Below are 16784 nucleotides of genomic sequence, written 5' to 3'. Positions count from 1 at the left end.
TATTTAATATAAGCTTTAAACTATAATTACTTTTAAGTTTTAACACTCAAAGTATATTAACGTTGGCTTGCTGTTTAATTTTCAAGGTTCAACGCACCTTCTTCCATAAACAAAATGGACGGTGCCTTACTCGGACATTGAGTCCGTCGCACCTTCTTTTGTAAACGAAAGGATGGTGCCTTGCTCGACCATCGAGGTCGACGCCCTTCGTTTAATTGACCGTCAAGGCCAATAATTTCTTCTTTTGTTTCTGCCGCATTTTTTATCAGCGACATTTAATATCTTATCAACTGTGCCTCACTTTGTCAAGAACTTTTTAGAAAAACTTGAAAAAGCCTTGAATTTTCAGTTCTATAAAAGAATTTACTTTCTGTGCGACGCTTATTATCATATCAAGGCTTAATCTCTTTGTCAAGAGTTTTAAAAACTTTTTTTGATGATTCCGCCTCCAAGAACCAAATCATCTAAATAAAAAACAACTGATTGTCCTGGAGTAACAGCTCTTTGAGCCTCTTCAAACTCAACTTTTAATTCATCATTATTTGTTTTTTCAATATAAGCTTTTACTGGATAACTGTTATATCTAATTTGTGCTTCTACTTCCATGCGTCCTTCAATATCTTCAAAAGGAATAAAGTTAATATCTTCCGCAATTAATCCCTCATTAAATACTGACTCATCTTGACCAATTATCACAGCATTATTTTTATAGTCTAGAGCTGTAACATAAATTGGATAGCCCATAGAGATACCCAGACCTCTTCGCTGACCAATAGTATAATGAGAAAGTCCTTCGTGTGTACCTATTTGATTACCTTCACTATCTAAAATAGGACCTGGTTTAGAAATTTCCGGATAATTTGTATCTAAAAATCTCACATAATCATCATCAGGCACAAAACAAATTTCCTGACTTTCTGCTTTATTGTGCACAGCAAAGCCCAATTCTTTAGCTTTAGCTCTAATTTCATCTTTAGTATATTCACTTAAAGGGAATAATGTCTGACTTAACTGTTCCTGATTAAGAACATATAACATATAACTTTGATCTTTATTTTCATCTAAACCCTTTTTCAAAATATAACGACCATTTTCTTCTTCGATTTTTGCATAATGTCCACTGGCAATATAATCACAACCAATTTCAATCGCTTTTCTATGAAGTGCTTCGAACTTTATTTCTTTATTACACATCACACATGGGTTAGGAGTTCTCCCCTGCCTGTATTCATCCACAAAATAGTCTATGACTTTCTCCTGAAACTCTTCCTGCAGATTAAATACAAAATGAGGTATCTCAAGCTTTTGAGCAACCCGTTTTGCATCTCTAACAGCAGAATAGGAACAGCAGTGATCTTCCCTATCAGTTGCCTCTTCATAATCGGGAAAAATATGCATTGTTCCACCGATAACTTCATAACCTTCTTCTTTTAACAGAGCCGCAGCAACAGAACTATCTACACCACCACTCATCGCAATCATAACTTTTTTCATTATTTACACCCTTATAAAATTTATTCTTATTTTAACGAATTCAATCTAGCAATAATTTCCTTTAATTTTTTAATTACATAATCTATTTCTTCTTTATTATTACCCTTACCAAGTGAAAATCTAATTGAGCCTTTAGCGTATTTGTCTTCTAATCCAATAGCCTTTAATACATGTGACACACTCAATGAACCTGATGCACAGGCAGAACCTGTAGCTGCAGCAATATTATTTAAACTTAAATTAAATAATATTGATTCCGCATCCAGATCTTTAAATGCAATATTTATATTAGCAGGCAAACGATTCTCGCTTTTAGGAGCAGGTCCATTAATTTTTAAATTATCAAAATTTGATTTAAGTTGAGAAAAGAAATAATCTCTAAGCAAAATTAATTCTTTGCTTTTTTTAGTTAAATTAGCAGCAGCAATTTCTGCAGCCTTTCCCATCCCAACAGCAGCAGTCAGATTAGCTGTTCCAGCTCTTCTTTTTCTTTCCTGACTACCTCCCGACATCTGTGGAGTCAACTCTACACCTTTACGTACAAAAAGAGCTCCAATTCCTTTAGGACCATTAAATTTATGAGCTGAAAGTGAAAGCAGGTCTACTCCCAGTTCATTCACATCTATTTTGAGCTGTCCAACCGCCTGCACAGCATCTGTATGGAATAAAATATTATTTTCACCAGCAACAGCCGCCAGTTCTTTAATCGGCTGAACACTACCTATCTCATTATTTGCAAACATAATTGAAATCAAAATTGTATCTTTGCGAATATTATCACGCAGTTTTTGAGGATCTACCAGACCAGCCTGATCTACTTCAAGATATGTTATTTCAAAACCAAGATGTTTTTCCAGGTATTCACAGCTTTTTAAAACAGCATGGTGCTCTATAGCTGAAGTTATAATATGCTTTCCCTGCTTAGAAAGTGCCATTGCTGCACCTTTTAATGCCAGATTATCAGCCTCAGTTCCTCCAGCTGTAAAAACAATTTCTTCTGCTTTTTTAGTTCCCACCAGTTTAGCAACTGCTTCCCGAGCATCCTCTAGAGCTGCAGCAGATTTCTGACCTGGAAGGTGAGAACTGGCTGGATTAGCAAATTTATCACTATAAAAAGGCTGCATTGCTTTAATTACATCCTGATTCACAGGTGTAGTTGCTGCATGATCCATATATATATCATTCATTTTATTTGACCTCTATTTTCTCTTTTACTGTTTTTTCTTCTCTTTTCTTCTCTTCAATAGCTTTATCCCGCAGGTCCGCCAGAGTCATATTTTCTATCACACCATTAATTGCATCTGCCAGTTCAGACCAGAGACCATGGATTACACATTTATCAATATAATTACAAAAATCATCCTCAATTACACAATCTACAGGCGCAATTGGTCCTTCTAATGTTGTTATTATATCAGCAACGCTAATATCTTCTGGTTCATGATTTAGCATATAGCCACCATGAGCACCTCGAACACTCTTTACTAATTTAGCTTTTCTTAACGTTGCAAATAATTGTTCTAAATACTGCTCAGAAATGTTCTGTCTTTCAGAAATTTCTCGAATTGGAATAGCTTTACCTTCTTCATGTTCTGCTAAATCCACCATTGCTCTTAATCCATATCTTCCTTTAGTTGATACTCTCATATTTTCACCTCATATAAACTTGACTTTAACTATCAACTTTCAACTAATTTTAACATATGACTAAAACAGTGTCAATGCTGATTTTTCAGATATCTCATATTATTTAAAAACGCTCTTAATTATCTTTAAATCATAATCTGCAGCTGTTTTTTCCTGGAGGATATTTTTAAGCCTAGCTTTAATATCTGTTGGAATTACTGATTTTACAACAGCACCCTGATTATTAAACTCAGTATTTTTTATCTCGGCTTTTAACGCTTCTAATTGGCCTAAAACAATACCGATTTTATCAAAAGAAGTTTTAACTTCAATCAAATAAAATTCTTTTAAGGTTTCAACCCCTGCTTCTTTGATAGCTAATCTGGCTGTATCACCATAAGCCCTGATCAAGCCGCCAATCCCAAGTTTTGTACCACCAAAATATCTGGTTACAACTATTACTGTATTAAGTAGATCTTCACCTTTAATTGCTTCTAAAATCGGTGGACCTGATGATCCCGAAGGTTCACCATCATCATCAAAGTACTCAACTGGATCCTGGTCTAATTCTGTACTTTCCACTCGAAACGCCGAAACATTATGGCTGGCATCAGAATATTTATTTTTAATTTCTGTAATTCTTTTTTCAGCTTCTTCTCTATCTTTAACAGTAAAAATACTGCCGTAAAATTTACTGTCTTTAACCTGATTTCTAACTTCCATATTCTTTGCCGGTCTTTTTTTGAGATTGGTCATTAGTTTTCATCCTCTGGCTTTCCTTTATTTTTTAGGTAATCTAAAAATTGAGCAGTCTTTTTCTCTCTACCCATCTCTCCCGGTTCATAAAAAGAAACATCCTTCATTTCTTCTGGTAGATAATTTTGTTCTACGTAGTTTTTAGAATAACTGTGAGGATATTTATAATCCAACCCATGTCCCAGCTCTGAAGCTCCAGCATAGTGACTGTCTTTCAGATGAGGAGGAACATCTCCTGCTTTATTATTTTCTACATATTCTACAGCACTGCTGATGGCTTTAACTACAGAATTACTCTTTGGAGCAGTAGCAATATAAATAACTGCTTCAGCAAGTGGAATTTTTGCTTCTGGAAAACCTATCTGTTCTACTGCTCTGGCTGCAGATTCAGCAATTATTAGAGCTGTCGGATCTGCCATGCCTACATCTTCGGCAGCGTGAATTACAACTCTGCGGGCAATAAACTTAGGATCTTCCCCACTAACAATCATTCTAGCCAGCCAGTAAATGGCTGCGTCGGGGTCAGAACCCCTCATACTTTTAATAAAAGCAGAAATTATATCATAGTGGTTATCTCCTGAGCGATCATAATTTAATATTTTTTTCTGCATTGAATCTTCAATTATTTCTTTGTTAAGTTTTATAGTTCCATTTTTATCAGCTGGGGTAGTTAAGACCGCTAATTCCAGAGTATTTAAAGCTACCCTGGCATCCCCATCGGCAAGTTCAGCAATAAATTCCAGGTCTTTATTCGAAATATCAATATTTAATTTTCCCAGTCCCCGCTCCTGATCAGTGAGAGCTTTTTTTAGAATCGAATATACCTGTTTACTATTTAATTTTTCTAATCTAAAAATTCTTGATCGTGACAGTAGAGGAGAATTCACTTCGAAATATGGATTTTCAGTTGTTGCACCAATCATAATTACTGTTCCATTTTCTACAGACGGTAATAATGCATCCTGCTGTGATTTATTAAAACGATGAATTTCATCAATAAAAAGAATAGTCTTATTGTTATACAAATTACGATTAGATTTAGCTTTTTTTATAACTTCTCTAATATCTTTAACCCCAGAAGTAACTGCATTTAATTTTATGAATTCCGCTTCAGTCTGGTTGGCAATTACCTGCGCCAGACTTGTTTTTCCCGTGCCTGGTGGTCCATAAAAAATTAGAGACTGGAGCCGGTCAGCTTTAATAGCCCTACTTAAAAGCTTGTTTTCTCCCACAATTTCTTCCTGACCATAAAATTCTTCCAGACTGCGGGGTCTCATTCTATAAGCCAGAGGACGGTCATTTTTATTTTCTTGAGTGTTCTTATTTTCAAAAAGGTTCACAATTTCACCTCAATTAATTTGTCTTAATAGTTTCTTTTTCGGTAATTATAATGTCAACCGGTACATCGTGGTTTTCAACCGGAATAGAATCTACCAGAAAACGCTCATAACAAAAACCAACTTTGAGTGCCTGGTCTGCATGTTTGCTTAAAAAACTATCATAATAGCCGCCACCATAACCAATTCTATAACCACTAGGAGTAAAACAGGCACCAGGAACAATTATTAGATCAAGATCTTCTGGAACTTTTTCCTCCCTAATTGCAGGAACTGGTTCCTGCACTCCATAAACTCCTTCTTTTAAATCTGAATCAAGGTCATTTATATGAGCTATTCCGAGATCAATAACATCTTTTTTAGTAAAAGGTAAATATAATAAAAAACCCTGATCTAATAATTCTTCCATTAAATCAAAAGTTTCAATCTCTTTACGCATTGAAGCATAAGCCATAATTTTTTTTGCATTTTTTAAATGAGGAAGCTTTAAAAAACGACTATTAATTTTTTTACTCCAGCTGCTGATCTTATTCTGAGAGATTTGAGATCTCTCTTTTAAATATTTTTCTCTTAACTCTTCTTTTTGCTGCATAAAATTCACCCCAATTTAATATTGAATTCTAAATCAATAATAGCAGAAAAATAATTTTTCTGCAAAATAAAAATTATTCAGATCAATAACTAACTTTCTCTCAAAAAATATTTTAGATAAGAAAAAAGCTAACCTATAATAGGTTAGCTGAAAACTCATCCGCCGTGCCGGTTGATTTGGAATTTTGATCCCTGTCTGCCAAGTGGGTGCCCTCCTACCTGGTTTATAGGTCCATCGAAGGCTTCTACGCCGCAGGTAGAGCTCAGGCTCCCTATGTCTAAGTGTTGGTCAAAATGTTTAATCATTATCGAACACGGCAGATGATATTTACTTTTCTATAAATAATATTAACATATATAGTTAAGATCTGCAAGCAAAAAATCGCTGCAGCAGCGCTAAGAACGGATAGAAATTCCCAGTTCCTGCAGCTGTTTTTTATCAACTTTAGAAGGAGCATTTGTAAGCGGTGAAGTTGCCTTCTGAGTCTTGGGAAAAGCAATAACATCTCTAATTGAATCAGTTCGGCCAATAATCATCATTAAACGATCAAGGCCAAAAGCAATTCCACCATGTGGTGGTGTACCATAATCAAAAGCTTCCAGCAGGTAACCAAATTTCTCCTGCTGCTCTTCTTCACTGATGGATAAAACAGAAAAAACTTTTTCCTGCAGCTTGTGATTATTTATTCTAATACTTCCACCACCTAATTCTTCTCCATTTAAAACAAGATCATAAGCTTTTGATTTCACAGAAGCGGGATCACTATCTAATTTTTCTATATCCGTTTCTACAGGAGCAGTAAATGGATGATGTAGTGCAGCCAGACGATCTTCAGTTTCATCATATTCAAACAATGGGAAATCTACAATCCAGACAAATTTATAAACTTCATCAGGTATTAAGTTATTTTCCTTTGCAATTTTTAAGCGCAAATTGCCTAAAGCTGCAGCTACAATAGAAGGATTATCAGCTACAATTAATAATAAATCTCCTTTTTCAGCATTCATAACTCTTTTAATAGCTTCAATTTCCTCTTCCGATAAAAACTTAGCTATCGGTGACTTTAATCCATCCTCTCTTAAAGCCATCCAGGCTAAACCTTTAGCCTTAAACATTTTTACATATTCCTCAAAGCCATCAATAGTACTCCTGGGAGAATCTGCTCCTCCTTGGAAATTAATACCTTTTACCTGACCACCACTACTGACAGTACCACTAAAGATATTAAAGTCACTATCTTTTACAACTTCAGATAAATCTTTAAGTTCCATCCCAAAACGCAGATCAGGCTTATCAGAACCAAAGCGATCTATTGCTTCCTGATAGGTCATTCTTTTAATTTTAGCTGGAACTTCAATATCACCAACTGCAAATAATTCTTTCATTAACCCCTCAGTGATTTCCATAACCTCTTCCTGATTAACAAATGACATTTCCATATCAATTTGAGTGAATTCAGGCTGGCGGTTGGCTCTCAAATCTTCATCTCTGAAACAGCGAGCTATCTGAAAATATCTTTCCATACCTGAAACCATTAATAGCTGTTTAAAAATTTGTGGTGACTGGGGTAAAGCAAAAAATTGTCCCTGATTTACTCTACTTGGCACCAGATAGTCTCTAGCTCCTTCAGGAGAACTCTTGGTTAAGATCGGAGTTTCAATTTCCCAGAAATCATTTTGATCAAGATAGTCTCTGGTAGTTTTAGTCACCTTATGTCTTAGCCCCATCAATTTTGTCATTTTGGGCCTTCTTAAATCTAAATATCTATACTTTAATCGTACATCTTCACCAGTATCAATGTTATCTTCAATCTGAATCGGGGGAGTTGCGGCAGCATCTAAAACCCTCAATTCTTCAGCTTTAATTTCAATTTCACCTGTTGGAAGCTCTGGATTTATATTACCTTCAGGTCTTGGTTCAACCTCACCGGTAATTGCAACTACATATTCAGAACGAAGGGAATCAGCTTTTTCAAACAATTTTTCCCCAGCATCAGGATTAAAAACTACCTGTACTATCCCGGAACGATCCCTGATATCAGTAAATATAACTCCACCATGGTCTCTTCTCTTCTGTACCCAGCCCATGATTGTTACTCTATCTTCATTATCCTTTTTACTTACTTCTCCACAAAGGTGGGTTCTCTTTATATCTTTTATTGTTTCTCCCATCTTAAATATCCTCCTTATCTACTAGCTTCTTCATTTCTTCTAATAAATTACTCAATTGAATTTCTTTTTCATCTCCACTTTTCATATTTCTGATTGTAGCAGAGTTGTTATTTAGCTCATCTTCTCCAATAATTATAGTATATTCTGCATTCATGCGATCAGCTGATTTCATCTGAGAACCAACACCACGGTCAAGATAATCCATTTCAGTTCTAAAATCTTGATTTCTTAACTGATCAAGAAGTTTAAAAGATTCCTTTTTGGCTTTATCCCCAATTACTGTTATGTAAAGATCAACACCGGATTCTACAGGCAGCTGAATATCTTTTGCTTCCAGAGAAAGAAGCAGTCTTTCAATCCCGAGGGCAAAACCAATACCCGGCAGGTCTCTATTCCCTATTTCTTCAGCCAGACCATTATAACGGCCTCCACCAAAGACGGTATTCTGGGCTCCCAGAGCATTATCCTTAATTTCAAAAGCTGTATTTGTATAATAATCTAATCCTCTTACCAGCAGAGGATTAATTAAATAATCAAGATTCAGAATATCAAGATATTCCTGTACTTCATCAAAATGATCAGTACAGCTATCACAGAGATTGTCAGTAATTTTAGGTGCATCTTTAATTACAGACTGACAGCTTTTATTTTTGCAGTCTAAAACCCGCAGTGGATTTCTATCGATTCTACTTTTACAGTTATCGCATAATTGATCTTGATGTTCATTTAGATAATTTTTTAATTTGTCAACATAAGGTGGTCTGCAATCAGCACAACCTACACTATTTAAATGAAGCTCTAAATCATCAAGCCCAAATCCCTGCAGCAGACGCATACCCAGAGAAATAATCTCTGCATCAAGAGCCGGATCATTAGAAGCTATTGCTTCAACTCCGAGCTGATGAAACTGTCTAAACCTGCCTGATTGGGGTCTTTCATATCTAAACATTGGCCCAATATAATAATATTTGGTAGGTTGAGCCTGACCATAAATTTTATTTTCTAAAAATGATCTAATTACCGAAGCTGTTCCTTCGGGTCTTAAGGTAATACTTCTACCACCTTTATCTTCGAAAGTGTACATTTCTTTTTCAACAATATCAGTAACCTCGCCAATACCTCGCTGAAAAAGTCCTGTATATTCGAAAATAGGAGTTCTTATTTCTTGATAATTATAGTTTGAAAATATCTGATGTGTTTTCTTTTCAATATACTGCCACTTCAAAGTATCTGGAGGAAGTATATCATTAGTACCTCTTGGAGCATTAAACTTCATTTTTATTTCACCTACTATTTTATTCTTTTAGTTTGAGAAAATCTATCAGCTTAAACTCAAATGAGATTAAAACTGATAGATTTAATAATCATTTTTAGTTATTCAAACAGAGATTAATTACTATTTTCAGTTTCTAATGGGGCTTCAATTTCAATATCTTCTTCCATATCTCCAGCTTCTTCCTGAATTGCTTCAGTAGATTCTTCATTTATTTCTGGAGCTGATTGAGACTGCATATTTTCACTTAAACGTTGAACTTCAGCCATAGCTGATTGGGCTTTTTCCTGTGCTCCCAGGCGGCTATACATCATAAAGAGCTGATAATAGGTCATAAAATCATCTTCTGCAGCGGCAGAAATCTCATCTAACTGAGCTATAGCATCTTCATTGTTTTCCTGATCAGCAAGAAATTGAGCATAATTAAATCTCAAATCATTGTTTTCCGGGAAAGCCTCTACAGCATTAGCGTAAACTTCTTCTGCCTGTTCAATATTATTTTGTCCTTTATATGCTCGAGCTAAATAGGTGTAGAAAATCGGATCTGTTTCTTCCTCTTCAACAAAGTTAGAGAATTGCTCTACAGCCTGCTCATAATTTTCGTTTTCCAGGGCATGATAAGCGCTTAAAACAGGATCATTAATAATAATTTCTGCTGTACTCTTTAGTTCGTTTAACCAATCATTAATAGCCTGATTCCGCTTTTGATTTCTAATTTCAGTTTCTAATTCATCTCTTACCTCTGCCAGTTCAGGTCTTTCCTCTTCTGCGTATTCTGTTTCAGCTGTCTCGGATTCTGCAGCAGAATCTTCAGCAGAACTTTCATTTTCAGGATATCTCTGCTCATAAAGTTCCTGAACTTCCTGATCAGTTACTTCTACTTCTCCAATACCCTGGTCAATTGTCTGAGAAATTGTTTTGCTGTTTTCTAAACTGGACTTAATATCTTCTCTTAATTCACCAATTGTATACCCCTGTTCTGATAAAGCTTCAGCTAACTCTTCATCATTCATTTCGTTTTGTTCTAAAATATTATTATAATTTTCATCTATTTCTGATTCTGAAACCTCGACATTAATATCAAGCACTTCTGCCTGAGCAAGAATCAATTTTCTTTCAATCAAAGCATTTAAAACATTGTATCTAAACGGTATAATTTGAGTACTGCTTAGATTAGATTGTGGTGCCTGCTGCTGTAAAAGTGAATAGTATTCCTGCTGCGAAATTTCCATACCATTTACTTCTGCAATCACATTTGGAGTCTGATTTGGAGCCTGTCCGCCCCCACTCTGATTATTTAAATAAGCACCAAACCCCATAAAACCACCTGAAATGACAAAAACAATTACAACTATATAAACAATAATTCTACTATTATCGCGTAAAGTATCAAACAAAACCTTACACTCCCCTCTCTTAAATATAATATTTTAAAAAATAAAAATTATTACTCAAAATTTAACCTTTTATAATTTTAACCTATAAAAATTTAGATGTCAAACCTCAACTAATAGCAGGCCAGACTCTGCTTTTATAAACACTTAGAGTGCTTTTTGATCCATGTCCAGGATAAAATGTGCAGTCATCTGGAAGTTTAAATAATTTCTTTTCAATAGAATTTTTAAGCTGGACCGAATCACTATCTTCCAGATCGGTTCTGCCAATACCATTTGCAAAGATACAATCACCCGAAAAAAGAATCTTTTTTGCTGGAAGATAAATTGATATTCCATCCTGACTATGGCCTGGAGTATAAATTATCTTTAATTTAAGATTTTCAAAAATAATTTCTTCATTTTCCGTCAAGGCTCTATCCAGAGCGGGTGATTTAATCTTTTGGTTCATAAATAATTGAGATAAATTCAATTTTGGATCTTTAAATTTTAAATCAGCATCAGGATGAGCCAGTATATCAGCATCTGTTTTTTTCTTTAAGAAATCATTAGCAGCTATATGGTCAAAATGACCGTGGGTATTAATTATATATTTAAGCTCTAAATTGTGATTCTTTAGATAATTATATAGTCTTTCACCCTCTGCTCCTGGATCAATTATAAACGCACTATTATTCTCTGACACCAGATAGCTTTTAACCATCAATTTCCCAACAGTAAATTCTTTTAATTCCATATTCTCACCTATTTCAATAATTAAAAATTCTTTTTACTATCTACTAAAATTGTAACCGGACCATCATTTACTAAGCTGACATCCATCATCGTCTGAAACTTACCAGTTTCAATTTTAAGCTCGGACTCTTTTGCTGACTCAACAAAATAATTATAAATTTTTTCTGCTTTAGCCGGAGAAGCAGCCTCAAAAAAACTGGGTCTTCTGCCCTGTCTGCAGTCTCCAAATAAAGTGAATTGAGAGACCAGCATTAAATCCTTGTTTAAATCAAGAGCTGATAGATTTAATTTTTCATCCTCATCCTCAAAAATTCTTAGATTCATGATTTTTTCTAGAAGATAATCTGCGTCTTTCTGATTATCTTCTTTACCAATTCCCAAAAACACCAATAAACCGGAGTCAATTTTTCCGGTTATCTCAGCTTCAACTTCAACTTTAGCACTTTTAACACGTTGAACCACAGCTCGCATCTGATTCACTCCTCTATTAAGCAGGCTTAGATCGACTTACATTCAGTACTCCCGATATTGATTCAATTTTTTTCATTATGTCATACATATGCTCTGTAGAACTTAATTCCAGAGATAAATTAATAACTGCCCGGTTATGCTCACTAGTTCTGGCCATAACTGATAATAAATTAATTTTTTCTTCTTTAATTATATGAGTAATATCATTAAGCAGAGCACTCTTATTAACTGCATCAATTCGGAGATCAACCTGATAGGATTCTGTGCGTCCACGTTCCCAGCTGACCTCAATTATTCTTTCGGGTTCAGTTTCTGCAAGATTTTGTAGGTTTTTACAATCTTCTCTGTGAACAGAAACTCCTCGACCTCTGGTAATATAACCAACTATATCATCACCGGGGACTGGATTACAGCATTTTGCCATTCTAACAAGCATATCATCCATACCCTTAACTGAAACACCTTTATCAACTGAAGATGATTTCTGCTGACCATGAGCCGGTTTTTTCTCAAGCTCTGGTTCAGGCTCATAATCTTCAAATTTACTTACTACCTGTTTGGGACTTATATTACTGTAGCCCAGTTCTTCTAATAAATCATCAATATCTTTTCTTCCTAATTTTTTAGTTATTTCTTTCAATTCTTTTTCTTTTTCTTTTTCACTTAACTCAATATTATGCTTTTCAAGGTGCTCATCCAAAATCCGATGACCTTTTTCTATAATCTCATCCCGGCGCTGTTTTTTAAACCAGTGCTTGATTTTACTTCTGGCTTTAGAAGTTTTGACAAAATTTAACCAATCACGAGAAGGGCCATTACTTTTTTTAGAAGTTAAAATCTCAACAATATCACTGTTTTTTAGCTTATATTCTAAGGGAACTATTTTCCCATTTACTTTAGCTCCCACACAGCGGTGACCGACCTCAGTGTGAATATGATAGGCAAAATCAACGGGTGTTCCACCTTTAGGAAGAGAGACAACATCACCTTCAGGGGTAAATACAAAGACTTCATCTTCAAAAAGATCAATCTTTAAAGTTTCCATAAATTCCTGTGGTTCCTGTAAGTCTTTCTGCCACTCTAAAAGTCTTCTCAACCAGGATAATTTTTCTTCAAACTTATCGTCACCAACTTTGCCTTCTTTATACCTCCAGTGAGCAGCAATACCATATTCGGCAGTTTTATGCATTTCATAAGTTCTGATCTGGACCTCAAGTGGATCTCCATTGGGGGCAATAACAGTTGTATGCAGTGACTGATACATATTAGATTTAGGCATTGCAATATAATCTTTAAATCTTCCCGGCATGGGTTTCCAGATCTCATGAATAATACCCAGTACCTCATAACAATCCTTTACATTTTCTACTAAAACACGAACTGCTGTTAAATCATATATTTCATTAAACTCTACTTCTTTACGCTTCATTTTATTGTATATACTGTAGAGATGTTTGGGACGACCATAGATTTCAGCATCTATATCATGTTCTTTCAAAGTAGATTTCAGCTTTTCTATAGCCTCTTGAATATCTTTTTCTCTCTGTTTCCGGTTGGCCTGTACTTTATGAGAAACCTCATAATACATATCTGGTTTTAAATATCTAAAAGATAAATCCTCCAACTCCCACTTCATTTTTGACATTCCTAGACGGTGGGCAAGAGGAGCATATATTTCCAGCGTTTCTCTTGACTTTTCTTTGCGTTTTTCTTTTTTCATATAATTTAGAGTCCTCATATTATGAAGACGATCTGCCAGTTTAATTAAAACAACTCTGATATCTTCAGCCATTGCTACAAACATTTTGCGCAGACTTTCTGCCTGTTGATCCTCTTTTGTTTTAAACTGCATCCTTGTTAATTTTGTGACCCCATCCACAATATGAGCTACTTCAGCACCAAATTCTTTTTCTATTTCTTCGCTGCTGATACCTGTATCTTCTACTACATCATGCAACAATGATGCCACAATTGAAACTATATCAAGCTCTAAATCAGCAAGAATAATAGATACCCCAAGTGGATGTTCGACAAAAGGCTCTCCAGAAACACGATATTGTTCAGAATGAGCTCTTTCGGCATACTGATATGCCTTCTTAACCATCTCTAAATCTGGATCATCCATATATGATTTTATTTTATCTAATAAAGTATCTAGTTCCATCTATATTTATGCTCCTTTATTTACCCGGAAATCAAATAAATATATTACTCGATTAAAAGTGATTTGACTTCATAATTACTTAAAACTTCTCTTCCAGTAAGTGCATCCAATTCTAATAAAAATGCACATCCAACAACTTCTCCACCTAATTCTTCTATCATTTCAGTTGCAGCAAGCGTGGTTCCACCAGTAGCCAGCAGATCATCTACCAGTAAAATTTTATCTCCCTTTGAAACTGCATCTTTATGTATTTCAATCTCATTTTTCCCATATTCTAATTCATAAGATTTTTTTAGTACCTCATGCGGAAGTTTACCCGGTTTTCTGATTGGTATAAAACCCTTACCAAGTTCAATAGCTAAAGGAGTTCCCACTAAAAAACCTCTGGCTTCAATTCCCACCACATAATCAATCTCATAATCTTTAAACATATCCGCCATTTTTTCTATGGCTTCCTTAAGTGCATCCTTATCTCTCAAAAGTGGAGTTATATCTTTAAATAAAATTCCCTCTTTTGGGAAATCAGGAATGTTTCTTATTTTGTCACTAAGATTCATTTTTATCCTCCTTAAAATTAGATACATTTGCAATCAGGTCAAATAGATTTTCTTTAAAGATCAAATCCTTAAATACCATAAAATTTTCCATTCGCCTGGATAATTTATTATATCGTACTGAGCCTTTAAAGTCCAATTCATTTTCATTATTTGCTGCTATTTCCTTCTGCTTTAGATGTTCTATTAATTTAGTATTATATTTAATATCTGACTCTGAAAATACAAGTATTATTTTAACAAAGCCAGCTTCCATATTATTTTTGAATTTCTGCAAGATCTCATAAAAATGTTCCCAGGAAAATGGAAGTGAATAAAATATCAGATGCGAAAAATCAGCCTGAAGTTCAAATTGGTTACCAAAAAAATAATGTTCTGGACAATTCTGAGTAAAATATCTGTTTTCCTTTTTATGATTAACATATACAGCACCCTTGCCCAGCCACTTTTTACTAAGTAAACTCTTTAGAGTCCCTCTTTTATCTTCAGTATTTCTGCAATCATAAAAAAGGTAATTATTCTCTTCAAATACTAAAGCTGTAGAAGTATCGTTTTGAGATCGATAATCATCTACTTTCAGTTGAATATTTTCCTGACCCCGCCAGCGGTTAATTTCTGGCTGTGCTATTAAATCAACATTAGAAGCAGAAATTTCTTCCATTTGATCTCCTAAATTAAACGCAACAGCCTGAATTCCGTTTTCTAAATATATTTTCAAATGTTTATTTTCTTTTCCCATCTGATAACACCTGTTACATTTTAGATTTCGAAATAAAAATTTAGGAGCTGGATTTGCAATACCAAAAGGCCTAAACTTTTCTAAATTCTGAATAAATTCTTTGTTAACCCTAGCTAAATCAAGATTAATATCAACTTTTTTACTTTTCAAAAAATCTTCAGTCTCTAAATTTTTAAGTAAATATTCCTTAAAAACATTTTTAAATTTATTAATCTTATCCACCTTAATACTTAAACCAGCTGCTGCTTTATGTCCGCCAAAATTAAGCAGTTCAGACTGACAGTATTTTAAAGCCTGATAAATATTGAGAGCTGAGATACTGCGAGCAGAACCTTTAGCAGTATTACTTTCTTGATCTACAGCAAATAAGATTACAGGTAAATTATATTTTTCCAACAATCTGGAAGCAACAATCCCAATAATTCCCGGATGCCAGTCTGAATCAGCTAAAATAATAGACTTTTCATTTTCTAAATCAATATTTTTGATTTTCTTTTCAGCAGCTTGATAAATTCTTTCTTCCTGCTGCTGTCGCTGTTTATTAATACCAATCAGTTTTTTTGCGATTTCTCTCAGTTTTGCTTTATCTTCACCAATCAATAGTTTTAATGCTTCTTCAGCATCATGAATCCTACCCGCCGCATTTAACGGAGGTGCGATAATATAGCCTATCTGACCGGCACTTATTTTAGTTTTATCTAGTTTTAATTCTTCTATTAATATCTTAAGTCCACTGACTTTATCTTCCTCAATTAATTTTAAGCCATTTTTAACCAGTATTCTATTCTCATCTTTTAAAGGTGCAATGTCAGCTACTGTTCCTAAGGCAGCAATCGGCAAAAGCTCTGATCCCATTTTTTTTACCAATTCAGGACTTAAAGCCTGTGCCAGTTTAAAAGCGGTCCCTACTCCTGCAATTTCCTCAGCAAAATAATTTTCTTTCTGCACCAGATGATGATTAATCACCGCAGCAGCAGTCGGTAATTTTTCGGATGGTGTATGGTGATCAGTAATAATCAGATCAATCCCAATTTCTTTTAAATAATTGGCCTCTTCAAAAGCTGTTATCCCACAGTCAACTGTAATAATTAAATCAATTTCTTTTGCTGAAATTTCTTTTAAAGAATTAATATTTAAACCATAACCATCTTTTATTCTATCAGGAAGAAAATAATCAATTTTAATATTATAGGCGCTGTCAAAAAATCTATATAAAAGCGAAGTTGAGGTAATACCATCAACATCATAGTCTCCATAGATTAGAATTTTTTCCCTGTTTGCAACAGCCTTTTCTATTCTCTTAACCGCCTTATCCATACCAGGCAGTAAAAAAGGATCACTTAAATACTCTAAATCTGAATTTAAATATATTTCTTTTTCCTCCTGAGACTTAATACCGCGCTCAGCCATTAACTTTTCTAAAAAACCTATACTTTCGTTTTCTTGATAAGAAAGCATTTTCCAAATTTTATTCATTA

At 34.5% G+C, this 16784-nt stretch carries 14 protein-coding genes and 1 other RNA gene; all 15 read right to left on the bottom strand.

The annotated features are described in order from the left end of the window. Positions 1–420: 420 nt before the first annotated feature. Complete coding sequence (gene mnmA / locus C7958_RS05625) at positions 421–1494, bottom strand: tRNA 2-thiouridine(34) synthase MnmA (RefSeq protein WP_111571680.1); 1074 nt, start codon at positions 1492–1494, stop codon at positions 421–423. 26 nt (positions 1495–1520) lie between these two features. After that, entirely contained in the window at positions 1521–2681 is a 1161-nt protein-coding gene (locus tag C7958_RS05620; protein ID WP_111571679.1) for a cysteine desulfurase family protein, read from the bottom strand. A gap of 1 nt (position 2682) precedes the next feature. Then, positions 2683–3141 (bottom strand): RrF2 family transcriptional regulator, encoded by a 459-nt coding sequence (locus C7958_RS05615; RefSeq protein ID WP_111571678.1) that lies wholly within the window; start codon positions 3139–3141, stop codon positions 2683–2685. A gap of 99 nt (positions 3142–3240) precedes the next feature. Then, positions 3241–3876: an IMPACT family protein gene (locus C7958_RS05610; protein ID WP_111571677.1), complete on the bottom strand. Its 636-nt coding sequence runs from the start codon at positions 3874–3876 to the stop codon at positions 3241–3243. Further along, a complete protein-coding gene (locus C7958_RS05605) occupies positions 3876–5216 on the bottom strand; it encodes a replication-associated recombination protein A (protein WP_111571676.1) in 1341 nt (446 codons plus the stop codon). The genes C7958_RS05610 and C7958_RS05605 overlap by 1 nt, the downstream gene beginning before the upstream one ends. Positions 5217–5229: 13 nt before the next feature. Next, a complete protein-coding gene (locus C7958_RS05600; RefSeq protein ID WP_111571675.1) occupies positions 5230–5805 on the bottom strand; it encodes a 5-formyltetrahydrofolate cyclo-ligase in 576 nt (191 codons plus the stop codon). A 152-nt stretch (positions 5806–5957) separates the two neighbouring features. Continuing rightward, positions 5958–6131, bottom strand: a non-coding RNA gene (gene ssrS / locus C7958_RS05595) — 6S RNA. 69 nt (positions 6132–6200) lie between these two features. Further along, positions 6201–7976: an aspartate--tRNA ligase gene (gene aspS, locus C7958_RS05590; RefSeq protein ID WP_111571674.1), complete on the bottom strand. Its 1776-nt coding sequence runs from the start codon at positions 7974–7976 to the stop codon at positions 6201–6203. A 1-nt stretch (position 7977) separates the two neighbouring features. Further along, a complete protein-coding gene (hisS, locus tag C7958_RS05585) occupies positions 7978–9252 on the bottom strand; it encodes a histidine--tRNA ligase (protein WP_111571673.1) in 1275 nt (424 codons plus the stop codon). 113 nt (positions 9253–9365) lie between these two features. Then, the gene (locus tag C7958_RS05580) at positions 9366–10646 is read right to left on the bottom strand and encodes a SurA N-terminal domain-containing protein (RefSeq protein ID WP_111571672.1); all 1281 of its coding nucleotides are present in this window, start codon (positions 10644–10646) and stop codon (positions 9366–9368) included. A 106-nt stretch (positions 10647–10752) separates the two neighbouring features. Further along, positions 10753–11379 carry an MBL fold metallo-hydrolase gene (locus C7958_RS05575; RefSeq protein ID WP_111571671.1) on the bottom strand — a complete coding sequence of 209 codons (627 nt, stop codon included), beginning with the start codon at positions 11377–11379 and terminating at the stop codon, positions 10753–10755. Between the two features lie 20 nt (positions 11380–11399). Continuing rightward, positions 11400–11849 carry a D-aminoacyl-tRNA deacylase gene (gene dtd, locus C7958_RS05570; protein WP_111571670.1) on the bottom strand — a complete coding sequence of 150 codons (450 nt, stop codon included), beginning with the start codon at positions 11847–11849 and terminating at the stop codon, positions 11400–11402. A 16-nt stretch (positions 11850–11865) separates the two neighbouring features. Next, positions 11866–14013 carry a RelA/SpoT family protein gene (locus C7958_RS05565; RefSeq protein ID WP_111571669.1) on the bottom strand — a complete coding sequence of 716 codons (2148 nt, stop codon included), beginning with the start codon at positions 14011–14013 and terminating at the stop codon, positions 11866–11868. 44 nt (positions 14014–14057) lie between these two features. Beyond that, positions 14058–14570 carry an adenine phosphoribosyltransferase gene (locus tag C7958_RS05560; protein ID WP_111571668.1) on the bottom strand — a complete coding sequence of 171 codons (513 nt, stop codon included), beginning with the start codon at positions 14568–14570 and terminating at the stop codon, positions 14058–14060. Then, on the bottom strand, positions 14560–16782 hold the full coding sequence (gene recJ, locus C7958_RS05555) for a single-stranded-DNA-specific exonuclease RecJ (protein ID WP_111571667.1): 2223 nt from the start codon (positions 16780–16782) through the stop codon (positions 14560–14562). The genes C7958_RS05560 and recJ overlap by 11 nt, the downstream gene beginning before the upstream one ends. Positions 16783–16784 lie beyond the last annotated feature (2 nt).

It is taken from the genome of Halanaerobium saccharolyticum (assembly GCF_003259895.1).
GTDB classification, from domain to species: domain Bacteria; phylum Bacillota; class Halanaerobiia; order Halanaerobiales; family Halanaerobiaceae; genus Halanaerobium; species Halanaerobium saccharolyticum_A.
This window is presented reverse-complemented; position numbering and strand designations above follow the sequence as displayed.

Coding starts and splice junctions, on each gene's coding strand:
- C7958_RS05565 (WP_111571669.1), bottom strand. CDS start 14,013: ATGGAACTAGATACTTTATTAGATAAAATAAAATCATATATGGATGAT.
- recJ (WP_111571667.1), bottom strand. CDS start 16,782: ATGAATAAAATTTGGAAAATGCTTTCTTATCAAGAAAACGAAAGTATA.
- C7958_RS05600 (WP_111571675.1), bottom strand. CDS start 5,805: ATGCAGCAAAAAGAAGAGTTAAGAGAAAAATATTTAAAAGAGAGATCT.
- C7958_RS05610 (WP_111571677.1), bottom strand. CDS start 3,876: ATGACCAATCTCAAAAAAAGACCGGCAAAGAATATGGAAGTTAGAAAT.
- hisS (WP_111571673.1), bottom strand. CDS start 9,252: ATGAAGTTTAATGCTCCAAGAGGTACTAATGATATACTTCCTCCAGAT.
- C7958_RS05560 (WP_111571668.1), bottom strand. CDS start 14,570: ATGAATCTTAGTGACAAAATAAGAAACATTCCTGATTTCCCAAAAGAG.
- C7958_RS05615 (WP_111571678.1), bottom strand. CDS start 3,141: ATGAGAGTATCAACTAAAGGAAGATATGGATTAAGAGCAATGGTGGAT.
- aspS (WP_111571674.1), bottom strand. CDS start 7,976: ATGGGAGAAACAATAAAAGATATAAAGAGAACCCACCTTTGTGGAGAA.
- dtd (WP_111571670.1), bottom strand. CDS start 11,849: ATGCGAGCTGTGGTTCAACGTGTTAAAAGTGCTAAAGTTGAAGTTGAA.
- C7958_RS05620 (WP_111571679.1), bottom strand. CDS start 2,681: ATGAATGATATATATATGGATCATGCAGCAACTACACCTGTGAATCAG.
- mnmA (WP_111571680.1), bottom strand. CDS start 1,494: ATGAAAAAAGTTATGATTGCGATGAGTGGTGGTGTAGATAGTTCTGTT.
- C7958_RS05575 (WP_111571671.1), bottom strand. CDS start 11,379: ATGGAATTAAAAGAATTTACTGTTGGGAAATTGATGGTTAAAAGCTAT.